Source organism: Brachybacterium sp. SW0106-09, from assembly GCF_001293905.1.
Taxonomy (GTDB): Bacteria; Actinomycetota; Actinomycetes; order Actinomycetales; family Dermabacteraceae; genus Brachybacterium; species Brachybacterium conglomeratum.
This window is the reverse complement of record NZ_BCAK01000020.1, coordinates 35947-55101: the sequence shown is the minus strand read 5'-3', so window position 1 is coordinate 55101 and position 19155 is coordinate 35947. Positions and strand designations below refer to the sequence as shown.

The 19155-nt window shown below is 73.1% G+C and carries 15 protein-coding genes; 5 read left to right on the top strand and 10 right to left on the bottom strand.

Translation table 11 applies throughout. From position 1 onward, the window contains the following. Nucleotides 1-35: 35 nt before the first annotated feature. From Y09_RS10190 to Y09_RS10160, 7 genes are read right to left on the bottom strand one after another with little or no spacing between them, the layout of a single operon-like run. Complete coding sequence (locus Y09_RS10190) at nt 36-1229, bottom strand: cysteine desulfurase family protein (protein WP_053917608.1); 1194 nt, start codon at nt 1227-1229, stop codon at nt 36-38. Further along, nucleotides 1226-2185 carry a hypothetical protein gene (locus tag Y09_RS10185; RefSeq protein ID WP_053917607.1) on the bottom strand — a complete coding sequence of 320 codons (960 nt, stop codon included), beginning with the start codon at nt 2183-2185 and terminating at the stop codon, nt 1226-1228. The genes Y09_RS10190 and Y09_RS10185 overlap by 4 nt, the downstream gene beginning before the upstream one ends. Further along, entirely contained in the window at nt 2182-3177 is a 996-nt protein-coding gene (locus Y09_RS10180) for a VWA domain-containing protein (protein ID WP_053917606.1), read from the bottom strand. The genes Y09_RS10185 and Y09_RS10180 overlap by 4 nt, the downstream gene beginning before the upstream one ends. Then, nucleotides 3177-4193 carry a VWA domain-containing protein gene (locus tag Y09_RS10175; protein WP_234695697.1) on the bottom strand — a complete coding sequence of 339 codons (1017 nt, stop codon included), beginning with the start codon at nt 4191-4193 and terminating at the stop codon, nt 3177-3179. Before Y09_RS10175 ends, Y09_RS10180 begins: the two co-directional genes overlap by 1 nt. After that, nucleotides 4190-4705 carry a hypothetical protein gene (locus Y09_RS10170; RefSeq protein WP_053917604.1) on the bottom strand — a complete coding sequence of 172 codons (516 nt, stop codon included), beginning with the start codon at nt 4703-4705 and terminating at the stop codon, nt 4190-4192. Before Y09_RS10170 ends, Y09_RS10175 begins: the two co-directional genes overlap by 4 nt. Next, nucleotides 4692-5588, bottom strand: a complete 897-nt coding sequence (locus Y09_RS10165; RefSeq protein WP_053917603.1) for a DUF58 domain-containing protein — start codon at nt 5586-5588, stop codon at nt 4692-4694. The genes Y09_RS10170 and Y09_RS10165 overlap by 14 nt, the downstream gene beginning before the upstream one ends. Before the next feature lie 24 nt (nt 5589-5612). Beyond that, on the bottom strand, nt 5613-6803 hold the full coding sequence (locus Y09_RS10160) for a MoxR family ATPase (protein WP_234695696.1): 1191 nt from the start codon (nt 6801-6803) through the stop codon (nt 5613-5615). A 320-nt stretch (nt 6804-7123) separates the two neighbouring features. On the opposite strand from Y09_RS10160, the gene glgX reads away from it, so the two are divergent. The 3 genes from glgX to glgB all read left to right on the top strand — a co-directional run bounded on the left by glgX (nt 7124) and on the right by glgB (nt 13682). Next, nucleotides 7124-9334 carry a glycogen debranching protein GlgX gene (glgX, locus tag Y09_RS10155; RefSeq protein WP_053917601.1) on the top strand — a complete coding sequence of 737 codons (2211 nt, stop codon included), beginning with the start codon at nt 7124-7126 and terminating at the stop codon, nt 9332-9334. Nucleotides 9335-9430: 96 nt separating this feature from the next. Then, nucleotides 9431-11458: a maltotransferase domain-containing protein gene (locus Y09_RS10150; RefSeq protein ID WP_053917600.1), complete on the top strand. Its 2028-nt coding sequence runs from the start codon at nt 9431-9433 to the stop codon at nt 11456-11458. Between the two features lies 1 nt (nt 11459). After that, nucleotides 11460-13682: a 1,4-alpha-glucan branching protein GlgB gene (gene glgB, locus Y09_RS10145; protein ID WP_053917599.1), complete on the top strand. Its 2223-nt coding sequence runs from the start codon at nt 11460-11462 to the stop codon at nt 13680-13682. A gap of 112 nt (nt 13683-13794) precedes the next feature. On the opposite strand, the gene Y09_RS10140 is transcribed toward glgB, so the two are convergent. From Y09_RS10140 to Y09_RS10130, 3 genes are all read right to left on the bottom strand, one after another. Continuing rightward, nucleotides 13795-14688, bottom strand: coding sequence for a co-chaperone YbbN (locus tag Y09_RS10140; RefSeq protein ID WP_053917598.1), 894 nt, complete (start codon nt 14686-14688; stop codon nt 13795-13797). A gap of 149 nt (nt 14689-14837) precedes the next feature. Next, nucleotides 14838-15926, bottom strand: coding sequence for a hypothetical protein (locus Y09_RS10135; RefSeq protein ID WP_053917597.1), 1089 nt, complete (start codon nt 15924-15926; stop codon nt 14838-14840). After that, entirely contained in the window at nt 15923-16900 is a 978-nt protein-coding gene (locus Y09_RS10130) for a hypothetical protein (protein WP_053917596.1), read from the bottom strand. The genes Y09_RS10135 and Y09_RS10130 overlap by 4 nt, the downstream gene beginning before the upstream one ends. Before the next feature lie 232 nt (nt 16901-17132). Here Y09_RS10130 and nucS point away from each other — a divergent pair, with 232 nt between their 5' ends. Both nucS and Y09_RS10120 read left to right on the top strand, forming a co-directional pair. Continuing rightward, a complete protein-coding gene (gene nucS / locus Y09_RS10125; RefSeq protein ID WP_010549588.1) occupies nt 17133-17840 on the top strand; it encodes an endonuclease NucS in 708 nt (235 codons plus the stop codon). Between the two features lie 34 nt (nt 17841-17874). Continuing rightward, nucleotides 17875-19113, top strand: coding sequence for an N-acetylglucosamine-6-phosphate deacetylase (locus Y09_RS10120; RefSeq protein WP_053917595.1), 1239 nt, complete (start codon nt 17875-17877; stop codon nt 19111-19113). The last annotated feature ends 42 nt before the right edge of the window (nt 19114-19155 follow it).

Genomic DNA, 19155 nt, shown 5'->3' with positions numbered 1-19155 from the left:
CCAAGAGCTCCGGGGACGTGAGATGCGCCCCGTGCTCAGCGGCGCAGGGAGCCGACGGCGCGGGCCCGCTGGAGCGCCTCCGGCAGCGCGGCCAGCAGCAGCTCGACGTCGCGCTCGGTGCTCGTCCAGCCCAGCGACAGCCGCAGCGCGCCGCGGGAGTCCTCGTCGGAGACGCCCATCGCGGCGAGCACGGGGCTGGCCTGGGTGACCCCGGCCGAGCAGGCCGAGCCCGCGGAGGAGTCGATCCCTCGCTCGTCCAGCAGGAACAGCAGCGCATCGCTGTCCGCGCCGGGGAGCACGAGATGGAGGATGTGCCCGGACTGCGGGGAGTCCTCCGGGAGGGTGAAGCGGACGGACGGGTCGATCTCCGCGATCCCGCGTCGCAGGCGCGCGGCGAGCTGCCGCACCTCGGCGGAGCGCTGCTCCCGCTCCCCGAGCGCCTCCTCGAGCGCGGCGGCGAAGGCCGCGGCCTGGGCGGCGTCCAGGGTGCCGGAGCGGATCCCGCGCTGCTGTCCGCCGCCGGTGCTGGTCGGGGCGAAGGGCACCCCCGGCCGCGCCACCAGCACGCCGACGCCGACGGGGGCGCCGATCTTGTGCCCGGACAGGGACATCAGGTCCACGTCCTCGGAGTCGGGCAGCGCCACGTGCCCGGCGGCCTGGACCGCGTCGGTGTGCAGGAGGGTGCCGTGGGCGCGGGCCGCCTCGGCGAGCGCGGCGATGTCCTGGACGGCGCCGGTCTCGTTGTTCACCAGCGCGGCGCTGAGCACGCCGACACGGGAGTCGGCCAGCGCCTGCTCGACCCCGTCGGGCCGCAGCACGCCGCGGGGGTCGACGGGCAGCTCCCGCAGCTCGAACGGCTCGGTGCCGGCGGTGAGCGCGCGGGCGGTGGCGAGCACGGCGGGATGGTCGGTCGCGGCGACCGCGACGGCGGTGCGGCCCGGGTCCTTCGCCAGCACCCCGAGCGGCGCGCCGCGCAGCGCGAGGTTGTCCGCCTCGGTGCCGCCGGAGGTCATGATCAGCCAGCTGCGGGGCACGCCGAGCAGCTCCGCGATGCGGCTCAGCGCCTCATCGAGCACGCCGCGGGCGCGTCGGCCCGCAGTGTGGACCGAGGAGGGGTTGCCCCAGGCGGTCGAGGCCTCCAGGAAGGCGTCCCGGGCGGCGGGGCGCAGGACCGTGGTCGCGGCGTGATCGAGATAGGCGCGCTCCGGGCTCGTCGCGTCGGCGGTCACCAGGGACGCTCCGGGTCCTGCGGGGAGCCTCCGGTCTCGTCGCCGCCGTCGCCGCCCTGGGCGTCACGGTTGCGCTGCTCGACCTCGTCGTCCTTGCTGTCCTCCTCGGAGGAGCCGTCGGTGGGCTTCTCCTCCTCGGGGCCGTCGCCCTCGGGGTCGTCCTGCTTCGGCTCGCCGGGGTCCTGCTGCTGCGGGGTGTCGCCCTGCTCCTCGCCCTCGCCGCCCTGCTCCTCGCCGCGGGCGTCGGGATCGTTGCCGGCCTCCTCGTCGGCGCCGCGGCGCTTCTCCTCGACCCGCTCGCCGTTCTCCTCGGTGGTCTCGGAGTCCTCGTTGCCGGCGCCCTCGCCGCCACCGCCGCCGCCCTGGCCCTGACCCTCGCCCTCGCCGCCGCCTCCGCCGCCGGCGCACGGGGCGAGCAGCTCCTCGGCCTCGAAGAGCCGGTCGGCGCGGGCCTGGGGGTCCTCGATCAGGTCGGCCTGGCGCTCGATGGAGAGCGCGAGGTTGTTGAGGATCTTGCACTGGGCGTGCATCGGGGAGTTCAGGTCGCTGTGGGAGTTCCACTCCTCCAGCGCGGTCCGCAGCTCGGCCTCCGCGGCCGCGTCCTCCCCCTGCTGGAGCAGGGCCGTGCCCTCGGAGAGGTGCGGGAGGTAGGGCTCGAACCAGTTGGCGACCTGCACCGGGGCGAGGCGCTCGATCGCGGCCGGGTAGTCCTGCTCCCCGTAGGCGTCCAGGTGGGTGGCCTGCGCGATCGGCATGGAGACGAACTTCAGCGCCAGCAGGGCCAGGGCCAGGATCGGCAGGGCCAGGATCGCGAACACGATGATCCGCACCTTCCGCAGCCGGGCCCGGTTCAGCCCGAAGTCCTTCGCGCTGCCGCGGGTGTCCTGCGCGAGCGCGGGCGGCCGGGACTCGTAGGGGGCCGGCGCCGCGGGGCGCGGGTCGAGGGACGTGCTCATCGCTGTGCTCCTCGGATGTCGTGGCGGTCCAGCCGGCGCGGGAGCCGGTAGGTCATCTCCCCCAGCTCCCAGATCAGCAGGGCCGTCAGCGGGATCGAGGCGAGCCAGTACCAGTCCTCGAAGCTCGCCACGCCCCGGGTGGACTCCGTCGGGACCGGACGCAGGGTGATGCCGTCCATGGTGCCCTCGATCGGGGCCTCGGGGTCGGTGCGGTGCAGATAGGGCACGCCGAGCTCGCCCGCGATGGTCTGCAGCTGCTGCTCGTCGATCGTGGAGATGCCGGGCTGCCCGTCGGAGCCGGTGATGTACTCGCCGTCCTCCTCGCCGCCCTGGATCTTCATCGGCCCGCCCTCGGCCGTGCCGTAGCCGAGCACGCCGCCGCCGTCGACGAAGCCGGCAGCCTGCGAGAAGGACTCCGACTCCTGCTCGTCGGTGTTCTCGCCGTCGGAGAAGAAGTACACCAGCACGGACGAGTCGGGGTCCTCGCGCTTCGCGTCGGAGATCTCCCTCAGCAGGGACGGCAGCGGCCGGTCCACGTTGGAGCCGGTCGAATAGGCGGTGGGCTCGGTGGTCAGGGTGTCGACCCAGGCCTTCGCGGCGCCCGCGTCGGTGGTCAGCGGGAGCTGCTCGGTGGCGGTGGAGTCGAAGGCGATGATCGAGTAGCGGGCGCCCTCGGTCATGGACATCACCTGCTGCATGTCCTGCTTCACGCCCTCCAGGCGCGGCTGCTCGCCGGCGTAGTCCTCGGCGTTCATCGATCCGGTGCGGTCCACGACGAAGAACACGTTCGCGTTCATGCGCTGGGTCTCCTCCCCCTCGATCGGGGTCACCGGACGCAGCGCGACCACGAGCAGCAGCAGCACCATCAGGGTGCGCCGCGCCCAGGCACCCCGCTGGCGGGGACGGCGCACGAGCATCACCGTGCACAGCACCAGCATCGCCCCGAACAGCGGGATGATCGCCCACAGGGGCATCAGCATCTCGAGGTGCATCAGCGCGACCTCCAGCCCAGCACGAGGATCCCCACCAGGGACAGGAAGGTCAAGGTGAAGCCGATCGCGGGATGGTCGGTGCGCACCACGGACGGCTCCGCCCCGAGCACCTCGGCCTGGTTCTTCTGGATCTCGCCGATGATCGAGGGGATCGCCTGGGGGTCGGAGGACTCGTACAGCTCGCCGTCCTGGTCCTCGGTCGCCGTCTTCAGCTCCTCGAAGCAGCCGGGGCCACACTCGTAGGCGCCGGGATAGAAGGTGTACAGGTCGATCTCGCGGTCGGCGACGCGCTGGGTCGCCTCCTGCAGGGTGAACACCGGCTCGCCGTTGACCTCGTTGTCGGTCGCGAAGATGATCGAGCGCGACCGGTCCTGCTCCGCCTGGTCGAAGACCTGCGCGCAGGACGCGAGCCCGTCGGGCACGATAGAGGCCTCGTCGGGGATGCCCTTGGTGCCCTCGACGAACTCGACGTACTGGCGCACCTTCTCCTCGGGATAGTCCTTGTTCCCGAGCCGGTAGCCGAACTCGTCGAAGTCGATCGCCTCCGCGCCCTCGCGCAGCTCGCGCTCGATGAGGTCGTAGTCGTTGGTCAGCGGGAAGACGGTGCGGCTGGTCGAGTTGAAGATCGTCAGCGCCACCCGCTCCCCCTCGAAGGAGTCGACCATCTCCGCAAAGGTGGAGAGGATCTCGGTGTCGTACTCGTACATCGAGCCCGACACGTCCAGGCACAGCACGATGTCGCGGCTGGCGAACTCGGGCGTCTCGATCCGCTCGCTCGCGATCCGGCCCGAGAGCAGCGAGGCGGCGAGCACCGCGAGCACGGCGATGCCGACCTGGGCGGCGCGCACCACGCGCGCAGCCCGCTGGGCCCGGGCGAAGCTCGGGATCCGGTCCATGTACTGCGAGTTCGCGATCAGCACCGGGGAGCGGCGCAGGGAGCGACGGTTCCAGAACGTGATCGCCCAGACCACGATCGCGGCCAGCAGCAGCAGGGCGGTGACCCACCAGAAGGTCATGACCATTCCCGGATCACCTCCCGCGCGCGCCGCACCGACTCCCGCAGCTCGCGGTCCGAGGCCAGGGCGAAGTCGGGCTCGTAGAGATCCGCGATCAGCTCGCCGACCGCGCGAGTGCGCTGATCGGCGCGCAGCGTGGCGAGGTCCTGGCTGGTGACGTCGTGGCCGGTGGTGCGCCCCACGAAGCGGCGCATGACGCCGGTGAGCTCGTGGTGGCCCTCACGGGCGCCGAGCTCCTCGGCCTCGTGCCGGTCGGCGAGCTCGTTCACGGCGCGCAGGAACTCGGCCTTCAGCGACTCGAGGTCGCTGGGGCGCAAGCGGTAGGCGATCCGCTTCTCGATCGCGCGGGTGATCTTCAGCGTCCCCACGACCAGGGCGATGATCACCAGCACGCACAGCACCGCGAGGATCACCCAGGCGATCGAGTACTGGGGCGGGTCGATGATCTCGCCGGGCGCGGGCTCGGCGAGCAGACGCGCGGCGGGGCGCAGCAGCGGGTCAGGCACGGGCATGGCGGTACTCCCGGGCGCGCAGCATCGCGATCATGTCGTCCACGACCGTGGTCTCGCCGCGCGTGAGCAGGTGGCTGACGTGGAGGCGGTCGAGCATCTCGGTGATGCCCTCGCTGCGGGCGCGGCGGTAGGCGGCCACGTCCCGGGCGACCTTCGCCGAGGTGCGCGCCATGGACGCGATCTCGCGCGGGACGTCGACGTCGACCACGTCGTGGTCGAGCTCCTCGCCCTGCAGCGGGTCCGCATCGGCGATGCGGATCACCAGCAGGTCGTGGCGGGTGGTCAGGCGGCGCAGCAGCGTGAAGTCCTCCACGGAGGGATGAGCCTCGTCGGTGATCAGGGTCATCAGCGTCGAGCGGGTGGTGACGCGGAAGGCGCGCTCGAGAAGCCAGGCGCTGTCCGCGCTCGGGGACGCCGTGGTGGTGCCCTGCTGGATGGTGCGCAGCAGCAGCTCGAGATGACCGTCGCTGGAGCGGGAGGGCAGCTGGAGCGGGGAGGACTCGCTGCCGCCGACCATGCCGACCAGGTCGCCGCTCTTCTGGGCCAGGAAGCACACCATCCCGGCGGCGAGGACCATCGCGTCCCGCTTGGAGGAGCCGTCGGCCGCGGTCGCCGCCATCGACGAGGAGGTGTCCGCCACGATCGAGAGGTGCCGCACCCGCTCCTCGTTGAACTGGCGGATCAGCGGCTCGCCGGAGCGGGCCGTGGCCTTCCAGTCGATGTCGGAGATCTTGTCACCGGGCTGGTAGTACTTCAGGTCATCGAAGTCCTCGCCGCTGCCCTTGAACAGCGAACGGCCGCGGCCCTGGATGAGGCCGCGCGCCCGGTTCGAGGTGTGCAGGTCCACCCGGGCCTTGACCCGGGTGAGGAGCGAGGTCGCCATCGCGGTCCCTTCGTGCGCGGCCGGTCAGGGCATCGGCACGGCGTGGAACACCGCGTCGATGATCTGCTCGGGCTTGATGCCGCTGGCGAGCGCGTCGAAGGTCAGCACGAGGCGGTGGCGCAGCACGCCGTAGCGCATGGCGCGCACGTCGTCGGGGGTGACGTAGTCGCGGCCGTGCAGCAGGGCGTGCGCCTGGCCCACCCGCATGAGCGCGAGGGAGCCGCGGGGGCTCGCGCCGACGCGCACCGACTGGGTGAGGTTCGGGACCGGGCGGGGGCCGGAGCCGCGCGTGGTGAAGACCAGGTCGATGATGTACCGCTTCACGGCGGGGTCGACGTAGACCTGGTCGACCATCTGCTGCAGGAAGCGGACGTCCTCGAGGGTGACGGTGCCGACGGCCTCGCGGGGGCCGGTGAGGCTGCCGGCGGTGGAGCGGTCGAGGATCTCGTGCTCCTCGGCGGGGCGCGGGTAGGTGAGGATCTCCTTCGTCAGGAAGCGGTCCATCTGCGCCTCGGGGAGGACGTAGGTGCCCTCCTCCTCGATCGGGTTCTGGGTCGCCAGCACCATGAACGGCTCGGGCAGGCGGTACACCTCGCCGCCGATGGAGGTCTGCCGCTCCTGCATCGCCTCGAGCATCGCCGACTGCGTCTTGGCGCTGGAGCGGTTGATCTCGTCCAGCAGCACCACGTTCGCGTGGACCGGCCCGAGCTGGGTGGTGAAGGTGCCCGAGCCGTAGTTGAAGATCTGGGTGCCGATGATGTCGTTGGGCATCAGGTCGGGGGTGCACTGGATACGGGCGAAGGAGCCCGTGATCGAGGAGGCCAGCGCGCTCGCGGCGGTGGTCTTCGCCAGGCCCGGCACCGATTCCAGCAGCACGTGCCCGCCGGCGGCCAGCGCGGTCAGCAGCGACAGGCGCAGGTTCTCCTGGCCCACCACGCGCGACTGGAACACCCTCGTGATCGTCGAGACGATCGCGCCGCTGCGCTCGAGATCGCCGGGGGAGATCGCGCGGGCGGCGGGGGCGAAGCCGCCGGGCCGTCGCGCAGGGGCGCTGTGGCCCTGGGCCGCCTGGCCCTGGACGCCCTGAGTCGGGGCGCCCGGTCGGGAGGCGCTCGGTCCTGAGGCGCTCGGGGCCGAGCCCTGCGGCGCGGGGCGGGCGGGCGGCGCCGGGGGGCGCGCCGAGGACCCGGGCTGCTGGGTGGGTGGAATGCTCATGCGCTGCGGATCCCCCGTCATGCGATCGATTCGTACCATCGGTGCTGGTGACCGCCGTGCAGAGGTCCAGGGGCGCTCCGGCCCCTCCCCCGAGGCGGTCGGACGCCGAGGCGCCCGCGGCCCAGCCGGCGGCGCCTCCCCGTCGGCGACGGGGCCGCACCACCGCACCGATCCTAGCGGTCCGACGGCACCGGGCGGGGACGCCGCCCGCCGACGCGCCCGCCCCGGAGGGGATCTGCCGTGCACGGGATCGGCCTCCGCCCGGGAGACCCCGCCCACCTCGAGTGGGACGGCGGAGGCCGGTTTGGGACACTGGGCCCGTGCCTGCAGACCGCTTCGACCGCGCGACCCCGCCCGTCGCCCCCACCTCCCCCGGCCTCGTCGTCGACGAGCAGGGACGGGGCACCTTCGCCGTCGCCGCCCCCCGAGCCCGAGCGGTGGACCTGTGCCTCCGCCAGGGCGCCGCCGAGCACCGCCAGAGGCTGCGCCACTACGACGGGGGCCTGCACTGGGACCACGTCACAGGCATGACCCCCGGCACCCGCTACGGGCTGCGGGTCGACGGCCCGTGGGACCCCGGCAGCGGGATGCTCGCCAATCCGCGCAAGCTCCTGCTGGATCCCCGGGCGCGCGGCGTCTCCCATTCCTCCCCTCTGCTGAGCGCCTTCTTCCCCTTCGAGGTCGACGCGATGCTGGACCGCCGGGACGAGGTCCCCCAGCGCAGCGAGGTCGACAGCGGCGACTCCGCCGTGTGGTCCGTGGTGGTCGACGACGCCTTCGACTGGCAGGACGACCTGCGACCGATGGGCGACTGGGACGCGACCGTGCTCTACGAGCTGCACGTCAAGGGCTTCACCCGGCTGCACCCGGAGCTGCCGCCGGAGCAGCGCGGCACCTATGCCGGGCTCGGCCACCCCGCCGTCACCGGCTACCTGCGCGACCTGGGCGTGACCAGCATCGAGCTGCTCCCGATCCATGCCGCGATGGACGAGCCGCACCTGACCCGGCTGGGGCTGGCGAACTACTGGGGCTACTCGACCATGTCGTACTTCGCCCCCGAGCCCTCCCTCGCGACCGCCGCCGCCCAGCAGGCCGGCGCCCAGGCGGTGCTCGAGGAGGTCAAGACCATGGTGCGCCGCCTGCACGCGGCCGGCTTCGAGGTGATCCTCGACGTGGTCTACAACCACACCGCCGAGGGCGGCGGCGACGGCCCCTCCCTCTCGCTGCGCGGCCTGGACAACCTCGAGTACTACTGGACCGACCACGGCGTCCCCCAGGACGTCACCGGCACCGGCGGCACCCTCGACCCCCGCTCCGTGCACACGATGGACCTGGTCCTCGCCTCCCTGCGCTACTGGGTGCAGGAGGTGCACGTGGACGGGTTCCGCTTCGACCTCGCCACCACGCTCGGCCGCGACGACCGCGGCTTCCGCGCCGACCATCCGCTGCTGCGCGCGATCGTCACCGACCCCGCGCTGCGGGACGTGAAGCTCATCGCCGAGCCGTGGGACGTGGGCACCGGCGGCTGGCAGACGGGGAACTTCCCCGCCCCCTTCGCCGAGTGGAACGACGCCTTCCGCGACGACGTGCGCTCCTTCTGGCTGGCCGACCGCGCCGCCCGCGAGCGCACCGGGGAGCCGGGGATCGGCGGGGTCCGCGACCTCGCCACGCGCCTGGCCGGCTCCTCCGACATGTTCACCCGTCAGGACCCGCCGGGCCTGCCCGAGGGGCGCAGCCTGCGCGCTCCCTGGGCCTCGATCAACTACGTCACCGCGCACGACGGCTTCACCCTGCGGGACCTCACCGCCTACGAGTCCAAGCACAACGAGGCCAACGGCGAGGACAACCGAGACGGCACCTCGGACAACCGCTCCTTCCACCACGGCCACGAGGGCGAGCTCCCGCCCGGCGCTCCGCACCGCGAGGAGATCGAGGCCGCCCGCCGGCGCACCGCCCGCAGCGTGCTGGCCACGCTGCTGCTGGCGTCGGGCACCCCGATGCTCACCGCGGGCGACGAGCGGGGCCGCACCCAGCGCGGCAACAACAACGCCTACTGCCAGGACAACGAGATCTCCTGGGTGGACTGGCGCCGCACCGCAGCGGCGGAGAGGCTGCGCGCGACCGTGGTGCGCCTGCTGCAGCTGCGCGGCGAGCACCCCCAGCTGCGGACCCCGCACTTCCTGCGCCCGGCGGACCCGGAGCAGCTCGACGCCGGACAGATCGCCTGGTTCGACGAGACCGGGGCGCCGATGGCGCACGAGGAGTGGATGGACCCCGCCCGCCACGTGCTGGTCATGCTGCGCCCGGCGGTCCACGGCCGCGAGGGCGCCGAGCACCTGCTGGTGATCCTCTCCGGCGCCGCGGAGGCGACCGAGGTGCGCCTGCCGGAGGCCCCCTGGCCGCAGGGTCCGGCGAAGGTGCTGCTGGACACGGCGCTGGAGTCCCCCGAGGACCTGCCGCCCGGACCGGTCGGTGACCGCACGGTCACCGTCGCGCCCGGCGGCGTCGTGGTGCTCGGCATCGCTCCCTGAGTCACGCCGCCCCTCCCCGAGCGGCTATCGTGAGGTCAGTCACCGCGATCGTCGCAGAGCCCCCTGTGACCAGGGAGCGCTCAGGCAGGAGAGGCCATGTCCGAGACCACTTTCCGCACGGGGCTGGACGCCGGGATCGGCCGCATCCCGATCATGGACGTGCAGCCCGTCGTCGACGGCGGGAGGTTCCCCGCCCGATGCGTCGAGGGCGAGACCGTCGCGGTGCGCGCCAACGCCTTCCGCGAGGGCCACGACGCGATGGGCGTGCAGCTGGTGCTGATCTCCCCCACCGGGGTCGAGACCCGTCGGCGGCTGCGCTCGACGAACCCGGGTCTGGACCTGTGGGAGGCCACGATCCGGCCCGACCAGCTGGGCACCTGGACCTTCCGCATCGAAGCCTTCTCCGCCCCCTACGACACCTGGGCCCATGTGGCCGAGGTGAAGATCCCCGCCGGCGTCGACCCGGAGCTGACCTGCGACGAGGGCGTGCTCGTGCTCGAGCGGGTGCTCGCCGAGATCGCCGAGGGCACGCGACCGGCCTCCGACGGGCCGGTGGTCTCCGCCGCGCTCGAGTCGCTGCGCTCCCCCGGCCTGCCGGTCACCGCCCGGATCGCCCCGGCGCTCGCCGCCGACCTGCGCGGCATCCTCGCCGAGCGGCCGCTGCGCGAGGGCGTCACCGTCGCCGGCCCCTTCCGCCTCGAGGTGCAGCGCCGCCGCGCCCTGTACGGCTCCTGGTACGAGTTCTTCCCCCGCTCCGAGGGCGCGCACTTCGACCCCGAGCACGGCTGGACCTCCGGCACGCTGCGCTCCGCCGCCCGCTCCCTGGACCGGATCGCACAGATGGGCTTCGACGTCGCCTACCTGACCCCGATCCACCCCATCGGCACCACCTTCCGCAAGGGGCGCAACAACACCCTGGAGACGCGGCCGGGCGACCCCGGCTCGCCCTACGCGATCGGCTCGCCCGCGGGCGGCCACGACGCGATCCACCCCGATCTCGGCACGATCGAGGACTTCGACGCCTTCGTCGCCCGGGCGAAGGAGCTCGGCCTCGAGGTGGCGATGGACATAGCCCTGCAGTGCTCCCCCGACCACCCGTGGGTGCAGGAGCACCCCGAGTGGTTCGTGGTGCGGGCGGACGGCACCATCGCCTACGCCGAGAACCCGCCGAAGAAGTACCAGGACATCTACCCCCTCAGCTTCGACACGGACTACGAGGGGCTCTACGCCGCGATCCGCGACGTGCTCGAGCACTGGGTCAGGCACGGCGTGACCCTCTTCCGCGTCGACAACCCGCATACCAAGCCGGTCCGTTTCTGGGAGGAGCTGCTGGCGGAGTTCGCCGAGAAGCATCCCGAGGTGATCTTCCTGGCCGAGGCGTTCACCCGGCCGACGATGATGCACACCCTGGGCAAGGTCGGCTACCACCAGTCCTACACCTACTTCACCTGGCGCGAGAGCGCCGAGGAGCTGCAGGAGTACCTCGAGGAGCTGGTCGAGGCGGCGCCCTACATGCGCCCGAGCTTCTGGCCCACCACCCACGACATCCTCACCCCGTACATGAGCTCCGGCGGGCGGCACGCCTTCGTGCTGCGCGCGATCCTCGCCGCCACGCTCGTGCCGACCTGGGGCATCTACTCCGGCTACGAGCTGGTCGAGCACGTCCCCCGGCCCGGCGCGCAGGAGCAGATCGACAACGAGAAGTACGAGTACAAGCCCCGCGACTACGCCGGCGCTCTCACCCGCGGCGAGAGCCTCGAGCCGCTGCTGGGCACCCTGAACCGGATCCGGCGCGAGCACCCCGCGCTGCAGACCCTCACCACCATCCGCTTCCACGAGGCGGGCGACCCCCAGGTGCTGGTCTTCTCCAAGCACCTCGACGCCGACGCGAGCGGCACCGGCCGCCCCGACACGGTGCTGGTCGTCTCGCTGACCGCCCACGACCGCGACGCCTCCACCCGCCTGCACCTCGAGCTCGACGCGCTCGGGGTCGAGGGGGATTTCGAGGTCGAGGACCTGCTCACCGGTGAGCGGTTCCGCTGGGACCGGGAGCCCTTCGTCATCCTGAGCGCCGCCGACCGGCCCGCCCATGTGCTGCGCATCATCCACCCCGAGGAGAGCTGACATGTCCCACACCACGGAGAGCACCACGGAGAGCGCCGACCGTCCCGTCCCGGTGATGCCGCTGGGCGAGCACGAGCTCGGCGCGACGGCGACCGGCAGCCACCACGAGCCCCATGCGGTCCTCGGCGCCCACGAGTACGAGGGCGGCGTCACGGTGCGCACCCTCAAGCCCTTCGCGAGCGAGGTCGCGGTGCTCCTGCCCGACGGCTCCGCCCACGCGATGGAGCACGAGCACGACGGGATCTGGACCGTCGCCCTGCCGCTCGCGGAGGTCCCCTCCTACCGGATCCGGGTCACCTGGTCCGCCGGGGAGAACTGGGTCGACCTCGAGGAGCCCTACCGCTTCCTGCCCACGATCGGCGAGCTCGACCTGCACCTGATCCGGGAGGGCCGCCACGAGGAGCTGTGGCGGGCGCTGGGCGCGCACGTGCGCACCGTGGACGGGGTGGAGGGCACCTCCTTCGCCGTCTGGGCGCCGAACGCCCGCGCCGTCCAGGTGATCGGCTCCTTCACCAGCTGGGACGGTCGCCTGCACTCGATGCGCTCGCTGGGCACCTCCGGCGTCTGGGAGCTGTTCGTGCCCGGGGTCGGGGCGGGCGAGGTCTACAAGTTCCGGATCCTCGGGGCCGACGGCACCTGGCGCGAGAAGGCCGACCCGATGGCGCGCGCGGCCGAGGTGCCGCCCGCGACCGGCTCCGTGATCACCGTCAGCGACTTCGAGTGGACCGACGACCACTGGCTCGCCGAGCGCGCCTCCGCCGAGGCGGTCTCCTCCCGCATGTCGATCTACGAGGTGCACCTGGCCAGCTGGCGGCCGGGCCTGGGCTACCGGGAGCTCGCCGAGGAGCTCACCGCATACGTCGCCGAGATGGGCTTCACCCACGTCGAGTTCATGCCGGTCGCCGAGCACCCCTTCGGCGGGTCCTGGGGCTACCAGGTCACCGGCTACTACGCGCCCACCTCCCGGCTCGGCTCCCCCGACGAGCTGCGCCACCTCGTCGACACCCTCCACGGCGCCGGCATCGGCGTGATCATGGACTGGGTGCCGGCCCACTTCCCCAAGGACGAGTGGGCGCTGGGCCGCTTCGACGGCACCCCGCTGTACGAGCACGCCGATCCCCGCCGCGGCGAGCACCCGGACTGGGGCACGTACATCTTCGACACCGGTCGCCACGAGGTGCGCAACTTCCTGGTCGCCAACGCCTGCTACTGGCTCGAGGAGTTCCACGTCGACGGGCTGCGGGTCGACGCGGTCGCCTCGATGCTCTATCTCGACTACTCGCGCGAGGACGGACAGTGGGTGCCCAACCGCCACGGCGGCCGCGAGGACCTCGAGAACATCGCCTTCCTGCAGGAGACCACCGCGACCGCGTACAAGCGCGCGCCCGGCATCGTGATGATCGCGGAGGAGTCCACCTCCTTCCCGGGCGTCACCCGCCCCACCGAGACCGGCGGCCTCGGCTTCGGGTTCAAGTGGAACATGGGCTGGATGCACGACACCCTGCAGTACCTGGGCCAGGACCCGATCAACCGCCAGTACCACCACGGCGAGCTGACCTTCTCGATGGTCTACCAGTACTCGGAGAACTTCATCCTGCCGCTGAGCCACGACGAGGTCGTGCACGGCAAGGGCTCGCTGCTGCGCAAGGCGCCGGGCGACGACTGGCAGCAGGCCGCGACGCTGCGCTCCTATCTCACCTTCCAGTGGACCCATCCGGGCAAGCAGCTGGTGTTCATGGGGATCGAGTTCGCCCAGGGCACCGAGTGGTCCGAGCAGGCCGGGCTGCCGTGGTGGCTGCTGGAGTACCCGCTGCACCGCGGGGCGCAGCAGCTCGTGCGCGACCTCAACGCCGTCCAGGCCGAGTTCCCGGCGCTCTACCAGCGGGACCAGGACCCGGGCGGCTTCGAGTGGCTGATCGGCGACGACGCGCAGCACAACGTGCTCTCCTTCGTCCGACGCGACGAGGCGGGCGACCCCGTTGTCGTGGTCGTGAACTTCTCGCCCGAGCCGTGGCACGAGCACCGCATCCCGCTGCCCGAGGGCGGGGACTGGCTCGAGGTGCTGAACTCCGACGCCCCGGTCTACGGCGGCAGCGGGGTCGGGAACCTGGGACGGGTCCACGCCGAGCCGCTCCCCCAGCACGGGCGCGACCACTCGGTGCGCCTCTCGGTGCCGCCGCTCGGCGCCGTGGTCCTCGCCCCCGCCCGCCTGCGCGAGGGCTGAGCACGAGGGGCGCGGCCCGCCCCAGGGCTGCCGCAACGCCATGAGCCGCTGTGCTCCAGGAGTGGAGCACAGCGGCTCATGACGTGCAGCGCAGGGCGGCGCCCGGCGCGGCTCAGTACAGGAGGTTCGCGAGGCGCTTGCGGGCCGGGGCCACGCGGGGGTCGTCGGCCCCGGCGACCTCGAACAGCTCCAGCAGGCGCGTGCGCACCGCGTCCTCGGTCTCCTGGTCCGCGCCACGCAGCTGGTCCAGCAGGCGGGTGAAGGCGTCCTCGACGTGGCCGCCGAGCATGTCGAGATCCGCCACCAGCAGCTGGGCGTCGAGATCGGCGGGGGCGTCGGCCGCGGCCTGACGGGCGGCGGCGAGATCCGCGCCCTGGGTGCGACGCATCAGCTCGACCGTGGCGAGGCCCGCCTTCGCCTCGCCGTCGGCGGGGCTCTCCTGCAGCTGCTTGCGGTAGGCGGCGACGGCGGCGTCGAGGTCGCCCCGCTCGATCGCCTCGTAGGCCTCGGCCAGCAGCGGCGGCAGCGGCTCCTCGGGAGCGGCGGCCTGCTCGGCCTCGCCGCCCGGCAGCTCCATCCCCTGCTGGCGGGCGACGTCGACGACCTGGTTCAGCAGGCCGTCGATCTCCGTCTCGGGCAGCACGGTGTCGACGATCGGCTGCAGCTGGCCCTGCAGCAGGAGCAGCAGCGTGGGCAGCTGCTGGACCCGCAGCGCGGCGGCGACCCGCTGCTGGGTGTCGGCGTCGACGACGGCCAGGCGCAGCGCGCCGCCCTTCGCGTCGACGCCGCGGCGCAGTGCGGCGAGATAGGTCGGGCCCTCGGGGACCCGGCCGCTGGTGACCAGCAGGAGGGTCGGGACCTGCTGCGAGTCGGCGATGAGCTGCTCGAGGCCCTGCTCGGTGACGGCGACCTCGTGCGCGGAGGGCTCCCCCGCGTCGGTCGCCCCGGCGCCGCCGGCGGGCTGCTTGAGCGCGGCGAGATCGATGATGCCGTACGGATCAGACACGGAGGTACTCCTTCGACGGGTGCGTGACCGTCCCAGTCTAGGGAGTGGCTCCCGGGAGCGGACCCGGGGCCGGCGGGACCGGACGCGGATCACGGCCCCGCGGCACGGCCCCGCGGCCGCACGTTCTCGCGGGCGTCACCGCCGGCGGGTCACTCCCCGCTGGCGGCGAGCGCGGTCTGGGTCGCGCCGATCGGCTGGACCTGTCCCCCGGCGTCGGCCGAGGGGATGTAGAGCGCCACGTGGGTGCCGAACTCGCGCACGTACTGCTTGGTGAACTCGCGCGTGCCGATCACCTTGGTGTACTTGTTGTCCTCCGCGTAGCGCATGGTCGCGCCGTCCTTGATCGCGACCTTGCGCGAGGACATCAGCGTCGCCATCACGATCGCGCCGCCGTCCTCGGTGCGCAGGCCCGCGAGCTCGCCGTCGCGCACGGAGTAGGTCTCGCGGATGGTGCCGGCCTCGTCCCGTTCCACGCCCTTGTTCAGCTCGGTGCGCTCGGCCTGGATGCGCTCGTGCGTGCCGGTCTGGAAGGGGTTCGCGGCGAGCTTGTCGTCGGGGTCCGCGGCGTCGCCGTCGGTGAGCACCTTCGCGTAGAGCTCGAGCGCCTGCGCCGGGGTCATGACCAGGCCCTCGGCGTCGGCGGTGAGTGCCTCGGAGCCGACCACGGCGTTGGGGACGGTGGGCATGTCCACGCCGACCGCCTGCTGGGCCCAGCCCCAGGCGGTGTAGCCGGACTTCGCGTCCTTCTGCTGCATCGCCAGGAAGTACGGCACGCCGTCCTGCACGGAGTCCTCGACCAGCGCGATCGCGACGCGCGGGAACTCGGCGCTGACCGAGCTCATGGGCACGATCGTCCCGGCGCCGGGGACCTTGAGGTCCTCGGCCCACTCGGGGGCCTTCTCGATCAGGCCGTAGACGGCCTTGCGGAACTCCGCGGCGGAGCCGGAGACGCGCGGGGCGAGCTTCGCGGCGTCCTTCGCCTCGTCGGCCGCGACCACGGCGGCGCTGACCTCGGGCACGATCTCCTCGATCTGCTCGGTGGTCTGCACGGGTGTGGGCTCGGCGAGCTGCTTGCCGGTGGGCGGTGCGGGCGGTGCGGAGGGCTCGGAGCCGCAGGCGGCGAGCAGTCCGGTGGCGAGCACGCCACCGGCTCCGAGCAGGAGGCCACGGCGGCCGACGGGTCGAGTGCTCATCACGGTGTCCTTCCGCGCGGTGCCGCGCAGCGTCTGGGGGGTCATCGTCGCTCCTGGTCCGCGTCGTCGCCGGAGGGGTCCGCGCCCAGGGAGCCGCCGTCGGAGCCGGCGTCGGAGGCGGTGCCGTCGGCGCCGGTCCCCGCGTCGTCGGCCCGGTCGCCGAAGGACCACACGCTCTGCTCGCCGACCTCGCGGGCGCCGGGGGCGTCCAGGGGGTCCTCGGTGCGCGGGGCGTCGGCGCCGTCGGTATCGGTATCGGTATCGGCGCCGTCCCGGCCCTCGGAGAGGCCTCCCGCCGCGGCCCCGGCCGCGGCGCCGCCCGTGGCGAGCGACGTGCGCGCCTCGCTCGAGCGCGCCTCCTGGCGCTCCTCGAGCAGCTCGTCCTCGTCCTCGTCGCCGCGGCGGCCGATCGAGACGACCAGGAGCACCAGGCCGATCACGGCGATCGCGGCGCCGCCGGCGTAGGCGTAGGGCACCCACTCGTTCTCCTCGTCCACCGGCCAGGTGATCGAGATCTTGTCGGCGCCGGCGGCGGTGCCGTCGGTGACGATCAACAGGGAGCGGTAGACCTGCTCGTTCTCGCCGTTCTCCGCGGCCCAGAACTCGGCGATGTCCAGGGTGTAGGGGCTGGCGGAGGTGTCCACGGAGCGCCAGAGGTCCGAGCCGGTCGGGTCGGAGATCTCCGCGGCGCCGTCGGGCTCGACGTCCTCGGTGCTCAGCGTGCTCCAGTCGGAGGCGCCGGTGACGCGGGTGTGGTGGACGCCCTCGAGATAGGCGTCGATGTCGCTGTTCGAGGCGGTGATCACGGAGACGTCGGAGGCGCCCTCGATCACGACCTCGCCCTCCTCGCCGCCCACGTAGAGCACGCCGGGGTCGATGACGACGGCGGGGCCCGGATCCTCCAGGGTCGCCGTGGCGGTGGTCTCGGTCTCGGGGGCCCAGGTGGTCTCGCCCAGACGGCCGAGCACGAGCCCGATCAGACCGATCAGGACCAGCAGGACGGCCAGGAGTCGTTGCACGGTGGATTGCTCCTTCGATGGGGGCCGCCAGGCCCCGGACACGGGACCGCTCCACGATACGAGCACGGCGCGCCGGCGACCAGGCCCCCGTGAGCATGGGCACCCGGGGTGAAGCACCTCTCACACCCCTCTCATCGCTCTCTCATCGGCGCCGGGCCGCTCCCCCGTCGCGGCTCCGGGCGCGCCCCGCCGCGTCGGCAGAGGCCCGCCGCAGGTGTCGTACCCTGTCGGGGTGCGTCTCGTCGTTGCCCGCTGCTCCGTCGACTACACCGGTCGACTCACCGCCCACCTGCCGCTCGCTCCCCGGCTCCTGATCGTCAAGGCCGATGGCAGCGTGCTCGTGCACTCCGACGGCGGGAGCTACAAACCCCTGAACTGGATGAGCCCGCCCTGCACGCTGACCACCTCGCGCCGTGACGACGCCGAGGCGGAGTCCGATCCCGAGGGCGACTGGATCGAGCAGTGGGACGTGGTCCACGACAAGTCCGGCGATCGCCTGCGGGTGCGGCTGCACGAGGTGCTCGAGGACTCCTCCCATGAGCTCGGCGTCGATCCCGGACTGCAGAAGGACGGCGTGGAGGCGCATCTGCAGGCGCTCCTCGCCGAGAACATCGAGACGCTCGGCGACGGCTGGTCGCTGGTGCGCCGCGAGTACTTCACCGCGATCGGCCCCGTGGACATCCTCGCCCGCGACGAGAACGGCGGCACCGTCGCGATCGAGATCAAGCGCCGCGGCGAGATCGACGGCGTCGAGCAGCTCACCCGCTATCTCGACCTGCTGAACCGCGACCCGCTGCTCGCCCCCGTGCGCGGCATCTTCGCCGCCCAGGCCATCAAGCCGCAGGCGAAGGTGCTGGCCGGCGACCGCGGCATCGACTGCGTCACCCTCGACTACGACGCCCTGCGCGGCATCGACGACGCGGAGTCGCGCCTGTTCTGAGCCCCGTCCCCTCCGTCCCACCCCGGGAGTGCGCATGCCCACCGACGTGCCCGTGCCGACCGACCTCTCCGCGCCGACCGCGGATCTCGCCCTGCGCGGCACCGCCGTGCTCGAGCAGGGGCTGGTCCCCGACGCCCTGGTGCTCTGCGCCGGGGAGCGGATCCTCTGGGCCGGCCCCGCCGCCCACGCGCCCGCAGGGCTCCTGCCCGAGGACAGCCGCGTCCTCGAGCACGACGGGCTGATCCTGCCGGGGCTGGTGGACCTGCACTGCCACGGCGGCGGCGGCGCCTCCTTCCCCGACTCCGAGGGCGCCGAAGAGATGCTCGCCGCGGTCCTCGAGCACCGCCGGCACGGCACCACCTCCCTCGTCGCCTCCCTCGTCACCGCCGACGCCGCGACGCTGCGCGAGAAGGTCGCCCAGCTCGCCGGTCTCCATCGCGACGGGGAGATCGCCGCGATCCACCTCGAGGGTCCCTTCCTCTCGGAGGCCCGCCGCGGGGCGCAGAACCCCGCCCATCTCACCGACGGCGACCCGGCGCTGGTGCGCGAGCTCGCCGAGATCGCCGGCGGCGCTCTCGCGACGATGACCGTCGCCCCCGAGTCCGCCGGGGCCGACGAGGTGATCGACGTGCTCGCGGGCAGCGGCGCCGTCCCCTCGCTCGGCCACACCGACGGCGGCAGCGCGGAGATGACCCGCGCCGTCGACCGCTCGATCGCGGCGCTGCGTCGAAGCCGCGGGCGCTCCCCGCTGCCCACGGCGACCCATCTGTTCAACGGCATGCGCCCGATCCACCACCGCGACCCGGGCCCGGCCCTCGCGGCGCTGGATGCCGCCTCGCGCGGGGAGATGGTGGTCGAGGTGATCGCCGACGGCGTGCACCTGGATGCGCGCACCGTCGCGCACGTCTTCTCGATCGCCGCCGAGGACCACGTCGTGCTGGTCACCGACGCGATGGCCGCCGCCGGGATGGCAGACGGCCGCTACCGGCTCGGCGCGCTCGACGTCACCGTCGAGGCGGGCGTCGCCACGCTCACCGAGGGCGGCGCGATCGCGGGCGGGACCGCGCACCTCGTCGAAGTGCTGCGCCTGGCCGTGCTCGAGGCGGGCGTCGAGCTGGTCGCCGCGGTCCGCGCGGCCTCGACCGTCCCTGCCCGGGTGCTGGGGCTCGAGGACGAGATCGGTTCCCTCGCCGCCGGTCGACGGGCCGATGTGCTGATGGTGGACCGGCAGTTGCGCCCGGTCACGGTGCTGCGGGGCGGCCAAGAGGTCTGAGGCCGGGCCTGCCGGGGCTCCGTCCGGCCCGGTGGTCCGGGG

What these genes read in the sequence shown, in the direction of transcription:
- Y09_RS10185 (WP_053917607.1), bottom strand. Translation starts at nt 2,185, where the DNA reads ATGAGCACGTCCCTCGACCCGCGCCCCGCGGCGCCGGCCCCCTACGAG.
- Y09_RS10180 (WP_053917606.1), bottom strand. Translation starts at nt 3,177, where the DNA reads ATGCACCTCGAGATGCTGATGCCCCTGTGGGCGATCATCCCGCTGTTC.
- Y09_RS10175 (WP_234695697.1), bottom strand. Translation starts at nt 4,193, where the DNA reads ATGACCTTCTGGTGGGTCACCGCCCTGCTGCTGCTGGCCGCGATCGTG.
- Y09_RS10170 (WP_053917604.1), bottom strand. Translation starts at nt 4,705, where the DNA reads ATGCCCGTGCCTGACCCGCTGCTGCGCCCCGCCGCGCGTCTGCTCGCC.
- Y09_RS10165 (WP_053917603.1), bottom strand. Translation starts at nt 5,588, where the DNA reads ATGGCGACCTCGCTCCTCACCCGGGTCAAGGCCCGGGTGGACCTGCAC.
- Y09_RS10160 (WP_234695696.1), bottom strand. Translation starts at nt 6,803, where the DNA reads ATGAGCATTCCACCCACCCAGCAGCCCGGGTCCTCGGCGCGCCCCCCG.
- Y09_RS10150 (WP_053917600.1), top strand. Translation starts at nt 9,431, where the DNA reads ATGTCCGAGACCACTTTCCGCACGGGGCTGGACGCCGGGATCGGCCGC.
- glgB (WP_053917599.1), top strand. Translation starts at nt 11,460, where the DNA reads ATGTCCCACACCACGGAGAGCACCACGGAGAGCGCCGACCGTCCCGTC.
- Y09_RS10135 (WP_053917597.1), bottom strand. Translation starts at nt 15,926, where the DNA reads ATGACCCCCCAGACGCTGCGCGGCACCGCGCGGAAGGACACCGTGATG.
- Y09_RS10120 (WP_053917595.1), top strand. Translation starts at nt 17,875, where the DNA reads ATGCCCACCGACGTGCCCGTGCCGACCGACCTCTCCGCGCCGACCGCG.